This is a genomic window from Pedobacter gandavensis (genome assembly GCF_032678745.1).
Classification (GTDB): Bacteria; Bacteroidota; Bacteroidia; order Sphingobacteriales; family Sphingobacteriaceae; genus Pedobacter; species Pedobacter gandavensis_C.
Genome location: NZ_JAVTST010000009.1, coordinates 120,314 through 131,691 on the forward strand (window position 1 = coordinate 120,314; position 11,378 = coordinate 131,691).

Below are 11,378 nucleotides of genomic sequence, written 5' to 3' on the forward strand. Positions count from 1 at the left end.
TTCCAGGCCTAAACTTCAATGATACGGCCTGGGCTGATGGCATAAAAACGATCTCCTTGTTGTGGCTTGAGCATACTTAATCCGGTAAAGGCGCTAAATGCAGGTAGCACTGCATAGGTTGAACCAAAGTAAAAGCAAGGTAGGTTTAAACTTTGCCTTGCTTTTCCATATATCCTAACTCCCGGATGGATATGTCCTGAAATCGTATAGTATTCGCTTGCAGCATCGGGCCGATCGTGGATAAACCGGAAAGGCGGACAAATCATTTCTTTTTCATAGACTTCAATTCCTAAATCTTTGTAATCCTTCTCTAGTAACCTATCGTGATTGCCTTTAATCAATAGGAATTTAGTTGTATTAAAGGAGGCTTTCCAAGCCGAAAACAGGTCTACATCACTATTGAGCTGATCATGAAAAAGATCTCCGGTAATCAACACTGTGCTGGGTTTATAAAGATCAATGAGGCCTGCGAGTCGCTGTAAATCCTGGTCGCCAAGGGTAGAAGGAACCTGTATTCCATGCTTACGGAAATGTGCAGGCTTCCCAATATGTAGGTCGCTGATGACCAATAATTGCTGCTCTGGCCAGAAAATTGCCCTTTCAGTGTTCAGTATCAGGGTCTCTCCGCTACAGGTTATGTTCATTTTTTAGCTTTAATTTTACGGAATATACTTTTTTTATCTGCTTCAAGAGTCATCCTTTCAATTCTTTGCCCTAGTTCTTCGGTACTCATATTTTCCCTTAGACTATCTACTTTTATTGGGAAACATAATGGCGTATAGCTTTCGGGTTTAGTTATAATGATGGTACTTTGCTGGATGCGTTGTAAGGCCGCCAACAATCTGGGTTCTTCAATTTGCTGGTAAAAAGCCTCTTCATAAGCCTGACGCAACAATAGATTGTGTGGATCATAATCACTAAAAACACTGAAAAATAAGGAGGCAGAAGATTGTAAATGCTTGTTGGCGGTATATTTGCCCGGGAATCCCTGAAATACCAAACCGGAGATACAAGCGATATCTCTGAACTTTCTCCTGGCCATTTCTGTCGCATTGATACTGCTTACAATGTCTTCAGCTAGATTTTCTGGACTAAATAAGGTTTTGATGTTCTTTTCATCTAAAGGAATGGGGTGTTCTGCCAGTAATTCAAAACCGTAATCATTCATGGCAATGGAGAAGCTAATCGGGGTATGAAGACTAAGACGATAGGCAATCAATGCGGCCATTGCTTCATGAACCATACGACCTTCAAATGGGTAGGTAAAGAAATGATAGCCATCTTTGGTATGGATCAGTTCCAGTAAAAATTCATCGCTTTTCGGAACATGAGACACCGCTGCCTGTCTTTCGAAAAGTGGCATGATGATGTCCAGTTCTTCATCCTGGTGGTTTTTATCAAGGGCTTCATTATATTTTTTTCTTAAGATACTCCCCAGATTGGCGCTCAATGAAATCCTGCCGCCCATCCAGCTTGGGCTGATTGCTTTCTTTGCTTTGCTACGCCTCACCAGGGCTGTCATCTCCTTGATCATTACAAATTCGAGAATTCTCCCGGCAAGGGTAAAACTATTCCCTGCTTTTAATTTGGCGAGGAAAGACTCTTCCACCATACCAATGTAGCCACCGCTAAGGTATTTTACTTTGATCATGGCATCGCTCACAATTGTCCCAATGTGAAGGCGGTGGCGCATGGCGATTTGTCGGCTTTCCACCTTCCATAGCCCATCCGATTTAACGACTTTCTTAAATTCGTTGTAAGCCGTAAGGCTGTCGCCACCAGTAGTGATAAACTGCATGACCCAGCTCCATTCTGAGGCTAAGATTTCCTGGAAAGCATGCGTTTCTTTTATTTCTTTAAAAATCTCCTGATCGTCAAAACCATCGCCAACAGCCAGCGTAACCAGGTATTGAACAAGCGTATCAAAGGCCATGACTACTGGCTCCCGACTCTCTATCTGTTGTGTTTTTGCAGCTTCTTTAATGGCCGCGGCTTCCACCAATTCCAGTGCATGTGTGGGCAGAAAGTATATCTTTGAGGTTTCATTTGGAGAGTGGCCACTTCTTCCTGCACGTTGCAAAAACCTGGCTACTCCTTTTGGGGAACCAATCTGGACTACGGTGTCTACCGGTTTAAAATCTACGCCAAGATCAAGGGAAGAGGTGCTGATGACCGCTTTTAGTACACCTGAATGTAACGCATCTTCAATCCAGTTCCGCAATTCATAATCAATAGAACCATGGTGTATAGCCAATACTCCCGCGAGGTTTTCATCCAATGCCAACAAATTTTGATACCACAATTCTGCCTGTCCACGGGTATTGGTGAAAATTAGGCTCGTCTTGCTTTTATGGATGATAGGTAACAATTTATGTGCTAATTTGTGGCCCAAATGGCCTGCCCAGGGCAACATATCAATGTGATCAGGAAGGATAGATTTGATGATAATCTTTTTTTCTAGGTCAGTTTTGATGATGATTTTTAGCAAATCGGGATAGGGCACCAATACCTCCATGGCTTGTTCCAGATTTCCTATGGTGGCAGAAATGCCCCATATTCGAAGTAAGCGTTCTGGATGTTGCACTTTGAGGATGCCCTTGATTCTGGAGATGGCCAGCTCTGCCATTACCCCACGTTTACTCCCCATCAATTCATGCCATTCATCGGCAACAATGCAACGCAATTGATGAAAATGAGTAGCATTGTTTTTCTGTGCCAGTAGTAAATGCATACTTTCTGGTGTGATGATCAGCACTTCCGGCATTTGCTTTTTCTGCTTTAGTTTTTCCGTGGCAGTAGTATCGCCGTTCCTAACGGAAATTTGCCAGTCCAGCTCTAATTCCAGACATACTTCCCGCATGGCCCGGGCAAGATCTTTTGCCAAAGAACGCAATGGGGTAATCCAGATCAGTTTTAACCCTTTACTGTGCTTTACCGGTTTTTCCCTGCCTCTTTTTAATCCTGACTTCAATCTGTTTTCTTCCTGCTCATTCAATTCCTCGATCAGTACTGCGAGGAATAGAGAAAATGTTTTTCCAAATCCTGTAGGCGCATTGATCAATCCGCTATATCCTTCAGCATAATATTGCCAGGCATCACTCTGAAACTGGAAAGGTTTTCTTTTGCCAGTTTTTAGCCATCGAATGACTTGTTTGTATCCCTTGCTCTGCTCTAATAAGCCCATATCTTTTATAATGTAGAATGTAACAACTGTCTTAAATCAGCTAAAGTGTTGATATCTTCTGGCTTTTTATCCTTCCTCCAACGGGCAATTCTAGGGAAACGCAGGGCGAGGCCAGCTTTATGTCTTTTACTCTCCGCAATGCCTTCAAAAGCAATTTCAAATACCAGTTCTGGTTTAACTGTACGTACCGGACCAAATTTTTCTATTGCATTTTTCTTTACGAAAGCATCCACCTCTTTAATCTCTGCATCCGTTAATCCGGAATAGGCTTTAGCAATGGTGATCAGCAGATCACCATCACGTACGGCAAAAGTGTAATCTGTGAAGAATCCGGCCCTTCTGCCACTCCCTTTCTGGGCGTAAATCATCACGGCATCGACGGTGTAAGGATTGATTTTCCATTTCCACCAATCTCCGCGTTTTCGACCGCTATGGTATAATGAATCCTGTTTTTTAAGCATCAGACCTTCGCTGTTCATGGCTCTGGAATCTGCCCTGAACCCGGCAAGTTCCTGCCATGTTTTTGCTTCGACTAGCGGAGATAGTAATAGGGTTTCTTCTGCGGGGATTTCGGAAATGAGCGCAGCTAACCGTTTTCTTCTGTTTTTAAGGGGTTGATCACGCTGGTCTGTTCCCTGATATTCGAGCAAGTCGTAGCAGTAAAAGCCGATAGGTGCATTTTCCAATTGAATCTTGGCAATAGTTTTACGGTTGAGGCGCTGTTGTAATACGGAGAAAGGCAATACTTTTCCTGCTTTTATGGCTAGAATCTCTCCGTCTAGCACCGTTCCATCGGGTAATGCGTCTTTTAGGAAATGAAGTTCAGGAAATTGATCGGTCACCAGTTCTTCCCCTCTCGACCAGATGAATAATTCTCCGCCACGTTTTACAATTTGGCCGCGGATGCCATCCCATTTCCATTCTGCCTGCCACTCTTCTAAATCCCCTAATGATTCCGGGGGCTGATCTAAGGCATAAGCCAGACAAAATGGGTAGGGCCAGGAGTTGTCGGTATTAACATGGACGCCTGCAATCAGCTCCTGATAAGTAATCTCTTCGGGATTCCATTTGCCCATGATGCTATGCATGATTTGGTTGGCAGGGGTATCACTCTGTTTGGCCAAAGCATTGACCAGCATCTTACCGGATACACCGATTCTGAAATTGCCGGAAATCAGTTTATTAAACACAAAGCGCTCCTGGATATTCAGGCTGTCCCAGGAATTGGTAATGAATTCCTTTTTGGAAGCATCATCAAGTCCGTTAAGGGCAGATAACCTCTTGATCCATTCTGTTAATTTAAGGTCGCTCGGTCTACTGGGAGGCGGTAATATCAGGGCAATCGTCTCACTCAGGTCACCCACATTATGGTAGCTTTCGGTAAATAGCCATGCAGGGATGCCACTTTTCTCGATGGCCCATTCTTTAAGTAGTGCAGTGCTTACCGGACGCTTTGGTTTTTTTCCGGTAAACATCGCAATCACATACGGCTTATCCTGGTCGTCGGCCTCACTGAAATAAGCGACCAATGCAGCCAATTTATCATTGGTTTTATTGCTGGTTTCCAGCTGAGCGATGAGTTCGGTGAAGCGTCTCAATTGATCACCTCCTCATCTTCCGCTCCATATTGCGTTTTCACTTCTTCTGCGGCAATGCCGATTTCATTTAGGTATTTGGAAAAAGTGGCAGTGTAGCCATGTGTAACATATACTTTTTCCGCTTCAGTGGCTTTAATTGCTGATAACAATCCCGGCCAATCGGCATGGTCGCTCAAGGCAAATCCAGCGTCAGAACCTCGCCATCTACGTGCTGCGCGTACCTGCATCCAGCCAGAACAAACTCCCATTACCGGGCGACTTAATGTCTTAATCCAACGGCCTTCGGCTACTGCTGGTGGAACAATCAGAATTCCTTCCTGAAGTTCCGCTTTGCTGATTTCCGGACTGATCCTGATGGTTTCCGGAAGCTCCACACCAGCCTTAATGAAAGCTTCATTCAGGTTGGCTATAGCAGCATGAACATATATTTTCTGACCGGTGCCACTCAATCCTTTAATCAGCCTTTGTGCTTTTCCAAGACTGTAAGCGGTTAGTATACTTGTTTTTTGTTGACGCTGATTGTTGCTCAGCCAGCTGCTGATCTGATCGAAAACCTCTTGCTGTGGCAGCCAGTTATAAATAGGTAAGCCAAAAGTGCTTTCGGAAACAAAGGTATGGCATTTTACAGGTTCAAAAGCAGTACTGATGCCATCGTAGGCTACTTTGTAATCACCGGATACTACGCAGATTTCTCCTTTATATTCCAATCTTACCTGAGCAGAGCCGATCACATGACCGGCAGGAAATAAACTAAGGTTTACGCCATTGATCTGGATCTGTTCCCCATAAGAAAGCGTTTGAATCTTTAAATCGGGACCCAATCTATGGAGAAGAATAGGTTTTGTTAGCTCATGACATAAATAGGCCTGATTGCCTGCTTTTACATGATCTGCATGACCATGGGTGGTTACAGCTAGCTGAACAGGTTTCCAGGGGTCAATGTAAAAGTCGCCTTTTGGGCAGTATATGCCCTTACTTGTAAATTTGATTAAAGCCATCCTTCTTTGAACAATTGCGAAGAAGATAAAGTTTGATGTCAATATTTCTGAGGAAAATACGTAGTATTCAGTATATTTAACCAGCCTTGCCCGTATTTGTTGCAGGCTTTACGGAAGAATATACCTGATTTTTTTTATGCCTATTACCATTAGACTTGTACTGATTTCCCTACTGTGTATTATTTTTCAGTATTCCAGTGCCCAAAGTAAAAGAACCATAAGTGGCAATGTCACTGATGCAAAAACAGGAGAAACCTTGATTGGAGCGAGTGTCAGGATCAGTGGTGGCAGCAATGCCGCCAGTATGAGCAATGCTTATGGCTTTTATTCCCTTAGTATTCCTGAAGGTAAATACGAGATAGCAGTAAGTTTTATCGGCTATAAAACTACACTGAAGGAAGTTCAGATCACTAAGGATTTACGCCTAAATTTTGCGTTGGACGAAGACAATCAATTGAATGAAGTCGTTATTTCGGCAATTAAAAAGAATGAAAATGTAAGTAGTCCGCAGATGGGATTGCAAAAGCTCAGTGTCCGGGAAATTAATGATGTTCCGGTATTACTTGGAGAACGGGATGTCTTGAAAACCTTGCAATTATTGCCGGGAATTAAATCTGCAGGAGAAGGAAATAGCGGGTTTTATGTAAGGGGAGGGGCAACAGATCAAAACCTGATCCTCTTAGATGAAGCTCCGGTATACAATGCTTCCCATTTACTGGGTTTTTTCTCCACCTTTAACTCCGATGCGATTAAAGATGTAAGCGTGTATAAAGGTGGAATGCCTGCACAATATGGTGGACGTTTAGCTTCGGTGCTTGACCTGAAGATGAATGATGGAAACCGTAAGGAGTTTACTGCCGAAGGTGGGATAGGCTTAATCTCTTCCAGATTGAAAGTAGAAGGACCTATTGTAAAAGATAAAGGCTCTTTTATGGTTAGCGCCAGAAGAACGTATATGGATCTTTTCTTTAAGCTTTCTTCGGATAGCAACATCAATAGCAATACCCTTTATTTTTATGACCTGAATGCCAAGGCAAATTACCAGCTGGATGATAAAAACACCTTATACATATCTGGTTATTTTGGTCGGGATAAACTCGGCCTTGCCGATACATTTGGCTTCAACTGGGGAAACGCAACAGTGACCTTGCGCTGGAATCACTTGTACAGTAATAAGTTGTTTTCCAATACTTCCCTGATCTATAGCAATTACAACTATGTAATTCAGAATATGATGGAAGACAATAATTTTAAAGTGAACTCTTCTATTAAGGATTTTAATTTGAAACAGGATTTTGATTACCGTTTGAGTAATGACCATAACCTTAAATTTGGACTCAATGTAATTCACCATACCATTGCGCCAGGAAAACTCAGTGCCGATGAGAGTTCCAGTGTCAATCCAACAACTTTTGAAAACCGGAAAGGTCTGGAATCTGCAGCGTATGTATCTGATGAATGGGTGGTAAACGAGCGATTCAACCTGGTTTATGGCTTGAGATTGAGCAGCTTTTCTTTATTGGGGCCGGGGAATTTTAAAAGTTATGATGCCGATGGGAATGCCATTTCCAGTAAATATTATGGCTCAGGGGCAGTTGTTAAAACCTATTTTAACCTGGAGCCGCGGGTATCCGCTAGTTATCAGTTGAACGCTTCCAGCGCCATTAAGGGGGCTTATACCAGGAATGTGCAGAACATCCACCTAATGTCTAACTCTACTTCTACATCACCAACGGATTTGTATATCATGAACAGCAATAACGTGAAACCGGAAATCGCTGATCAGGTAGCAACTGGCTATTTCAGGAATTTTAATGATGATAAATACGAGTTCTCTGCAGAGATTTACTATAAATGGATGCAAAATCAAATTGAATACCGTAGTGGAACAGATTTGAGAGGAAATGCGAATGTGGAAGCAGATTTGCTATTTGGCGATGGCCGAGCCTATGGTATAGAATTGTTTTTGAAGAAGAGATTTGGCAAGTTTAACGGTTGGATTGGTTATACTTTTTCCAGAACAGAACGACAGTTTGATGCCATTAATGAGGGGAAATGGTTTTATGCGAAGCAAGATCGAACGCACGATATTTCATTGGTAGGTATTTATAAAGCAAGTCCACGTTGGACTTTCTCTTCCGTATTTGTTTACAATACCGGGAATGCAGTGACTTACCCAAGTGGGAAGTATGAAATCAATGGCAACACGGCCTTTTATTATAAAGAGAAGAATGGTTACCGGACACCTGCTTACCACCGACTAGATGTGGCAGCTACTTTGGAAGGAAAACCTGGAAAGAAATTACAGTCCAGCTGGTCTTTCGGAATTTACAATGTGTACAACAGGCAAAATGCCTTTGCAATTGATTTTAAGGACAATCCTGATGATCCTACGCGGACTGAGGTGGTAAGAACCACTTTGTTTGGAATTATCCCATCTGTTACCTGGAATTTCAAATTTTAATCATTGAGCGCCATGAAGAAAATGAATATATATAAAGGATTGGGATTGATCATGGTCCTTCTTTTTACAGCTTGTGAGAAAGTAATCGAGCTAAAACTGGATAATGCAGCACCAGTGGTAGTAATTGACGGGGGGATCAGCGATCAGAATGAAGTCCATCGGATTAAAGTTTCTAAAACCTATAGCTTCACCGAACCCAATAAGTTTAATGGAGTAACTGGTGCAAAAGTAATTCTTAGTGTAGATGGTACCGGCTCTATTGTATTTTCTGAGGTTTCTCCAGGAGTATATCAGAGTGTAAAGTTTAAAGGTAAATCGGGTTCTAAATACGACCTTTCTGTTAGCCTGGAAGGGCAAACCTATCAGGCCAGTTCCGTTATGCCAGCCAGAGTACCCATGGACTCTCTTACTTTTAAAACCTATACTCTTTTTGGAGATTCTAAAAATTATGTGGCAGTGAATTTCAGAGACCCTGCCGGGATTGCCAATCAATATCGTTATATCTTGAAATTTAAAGGAAAAGTGGAGAAGGATGTGGTTTCTGAAGATCGGTTTGATGATGGAAACAAGGTAACAAATGTGATCTTTTATGAACTCAATGATTTGATTAAAGGAGATAGCATTCAGGTGGAAATCCAATGTATAGATAGAAATGTATACCGTTACTTTTATAGCCTTGATCAGAATTCTGGAGGAGGTGGCCCACCTGTGGCTCCGGCAAACCCGCCTTCTAACTTTAGTAATGGCGCATTAGGGGTGTTCAGTGCGCATACTTCCAGCATTAGAACTGCATTGATTAAGTAAAGCATCAAGATTCTCATCCAGATTGGGAGCTATGAACCATGAATCTCTGAAAGACCTTTAAATATTGCTTTTTTTCTTAATGATGAAATATATATACTGAAAACAAATGTTTTTTAATTTAGCTATTTTTAGGCGTAAAACTTTATCTTAAGTCATATTGTTCGCATATAAATGATCGTAATTTGTTTTCTGCTGGAAACATTGCTAACTTTATATTTTTAATGTAAATCTCAATGGCTACTCAAATAGATCTGGATACTGCAACATCAGAAGAAGAAAGAATTAAAACCTTAAAAAGGTACAGTATTCTTGATACGCCACCAGATGGCTCATTTGATAAGCTCACTAAACTTGCGGCAACATTACTTAAGGTTCCAATTGCAATTGTGAGTCTTGTAGATACCGATCGTATATGGTTTAAATCAAAATATGGTATTGATGCTCAGCAGATTGATAGAGATGAAGGCCTTTGTGCTTCTGTGATTTTTGCTGACGAACTATACCTTGTGGAAGATGCCAGTATAGATCCAAGAACGCTGGCCAATCCATTGGTAGCCGGAGCGTTTGGTTTGCGGTTTTATGCCGCTGTTCCACTTCGTACCAGAGATGGCTTTAACCTCGGGACCTTCTGTGTGATTGATAAATCGCCAAGAACATTAAATGAAGAAGAGGAGCAGATTCTTAAAGATTTAAGAGATATCGTGATGGATCAGATCGAGTTGAGGCTGGCTTCCAGAACTAGTTTGGCACAACACAACCAGATTCTGAATACTACGGCCCATGATCTTAAAAACCCATTGACCACCATTCCCGTTCGTGCAGATCTGATAAAGATGAAGAAAGATAATCCAGAAATGGTGGATACCCTTTGTGATCAGATTAAAATTGCCAGTCTGAATATGGTGCGCATTATTGATGAATTGTTACAGGTGGGCAGCATGGAAGCCGGAAAAATACACCTGCTTTTAATCAAAGTTAATGTTTCTTTTTTAGTGAGTAACGTGGTCTCGATGAACCAGCCATTAGCAGAAAGAAAACACCAGACCTTGCACTTTAGTTATGAAAAAGACCTTTATGTAAATGCAGATGAAGGAAAGCTAACCGAAATCATAGACAACCTCATCAACAATGCCATTAAATATTCCCCGGTAGGTAAGCAGATCTTTATCCGTGTAAAGGAAGTTGCCGGTAGGGTACTGATTGAAGTGGAGGATCATGGATTAGGACTAACGCAGGAAGATAAAGGTAAATTATACCAGCGTTTTACCCGTTTAAGCGCACAACCAACTGCTGGAGAGAACTCCACAGGCCTGGGCTTATCTATTGTGAAAGTATTGGTGGAAGCACATGACGGAACCATTCGTGCAGAAAGCGAAGGAAAAGACAGAGGCTGTAAATTTATCGTTGAATTGCCTGGTAGGAATGCTTAGATCTTATTAAAAACAGGTGACTTCCCAATGTCTGAACCATTCATTTCCAGGCGCTAATTTGGTCATACCCTCTTTTTTAGTTAAGTCCTGATCATGATGAACACCATCGGCAATGCCACACCAAGGCTCCAGGCACACAAAATCAGCATCTTTGGCCGCCCAGATTCCAAAAAATGGGAAAGCTTCGAAATGAAAATCAAGGCCATGGGGATCTTTGTCGCTTTTTAAGCTGATCTTATTGCTTTTCAGGTCTTTGAAAACCAGGGCGTCATGATAAAACAATGGGTGATTTAATGGAAGCTGACCTTCGGATGTTAAGGGAATGCTTTCGGTTTCTTCTTCAATCAGGTTGTTACTGACCTGATGTGCATTTAATTGCTGATCCTTATTGAATTCCAGATAATAATCATCATAGTTCAGGCTCGAATTAAGTGGCACACTAAATGCCGGATGGCCGCCTATTGAAAACCATAAATCTTTATCTCCGCTATTTAGCACCTCATAACTGCAGCGCAGCGTATTTTCAAGGAGCTGGTAACGTAAGCCCAGCTGGAAATTAAAAGGATAAACTTTTAAACTTTCTGCATCATCTTTCAGTAAGAACAAAACCTCATTTTCTCCAATTTTATGGGCTTCAAATTCACGATCCCTGGCAAAGCCATGGCGTGGTAGCTGATAAGCCTTTTCCTCAAAAAAATAAGTATCCTCCTTTAAGCCTCCAACAATAGGAAATAAAATCGGACTAAACTTTCCCCAGAATTTAGAATCCCCGTTCCATAGGTACTCCAAGCTGCTTTGCTTGCTTTTTAGACGTTGTAACTCTCCGCCCTTAGTGCTGAAGGAAGCAGAAATTTGTGCGTTTTCCAGGGAAATGATCATAGATAAAAGTAAAAATTAAAT

8 protein-coding genes are annotated in these 11,378 nt (G+C 41.8%); 3 read left to right on the plus strand and 5 right to left on the minus strand.

What is annotated here, in order from left to right; translation table 11 throughout:
• Positions 1–8 precede the first annotated feature (8 nt).
• From pdeM to R2S10_RS21830, 4 genes are read right to left on the minus strand one after another with little or no spacing between them, the layout of a single operon-like run.
• Positions 9–644, minus strand: a complete 636-nt coding sequence (pdeM, locus tag R2S10_RS21815) for a ligase-associated DNA damage response endonuclease PdeM (RefSeq protein ID WP_316842537.1) — start codon at positions 642–644, stop codon at positions 9–11.
• On the minus strand, positions 641–3,184 hold the full coding sequence (locus R2S10_RS21820; RefSeq protein WP_316842538.1) for a ligase-associated DNA damage response DEXH box helicase: 2,544 nt from the start codon (positions 3,182–3,184) through the stop codon (positions 641–643). The genes pdeM and R2S10_RS21820 overlap by 4 nt, the downstream gene beginning before the upstream one ends.
• Positions 3,185–3,189: 5 nt before the next feature.
• Positions 3,190–4,782, minus strand: coding sequence for an ATP-dependent DNA ligase (locus tag R2S10_RS21825; RefSeq protein WP_316842539.1), 1,593 nt, complete (start codon positions 4,780–4,782; stop codon positions 3,190–3,192).
• The gene (locus R2S10_RS21830; protein WP_316842540.1) at positions 4,779–5,780 is read right to left on the minus strand and encodes a ligase-associated DNA damage response exonuclease; all 1,002 of its coding nucleotides are present in this window, start codon (positions 5,778–5,780) and stop codon (positions 4,779–4,781) included. Before R2S10_RS21830 ends, R2S10_RS21825 begins: the two co-directional genes overlap by 4 nt.
• 136 nt (positions 5,781–5,916) lie before the next feature.
• On the opposite strand from R2S10_RS21830, the gene R2S10_RS21835 reads away from it, so the two are divergent.
• The 3 genes from R2S10_RS21835 (at position 5,917) to R2S10_RS21845 (ending at position 10,478) form a co-directional block, all read left to right on the plus strand.
• On the plus strand, positions 5,917–8,244 hold the full coding sequence (locus tag R2S10_RS21835) for a TonB-dependent receptor (protein ID WP_316842541.1): 2,328 nt from the start codon (positions 5,917–5,919) through the stop codon (positions 8,242–8,244).
• Between the two features lie 12 nt (positions 8,245–8,256).
• The gene (locus R2S10_RS21840) at positions 8,257–9,048 is read left to right on the plus strand and encodes a DUF4249 domain-containing protein (protein ID WP_316842542.1); all 792 of its coding nucleotides are present in this window, start codon (positions 8,257–8,259) and stop codon (positions 9,046–9,048) included.
• A 233-nt stretch (positions 9,049–9,281) separates the two neighbouring features.
• Positions 9,282–10,478, plus strand: a complete 1,197-nt coding sequence (locus tag R2S10_RS21845; protein ID WP_316842543.1) for a GAF domain-containing sensor histidine kinase — start codon at positions 9,282–9,284, stop codon at positions 10,476–10,478.
• A gap of 6 nt (positions 10,479–10,484) precedes the next feature.
• On the opposite strand, the gene R2S10_RS21850 is transcribed toward R2S10_RS21845, so the two are convergent.
• Complete coding sequence (locus R2S10_RS21850) at positions 10,485–11,357, minus strand: aldose 1-epimerase family protein (RefSeq protein WP_316842544.1); 873 nt, start codon at positions 11,355–11,357, stop codon at positions 10,485–10,487.
• Positions 11,358–11,378: the final 21 nt, after the last annotated feature.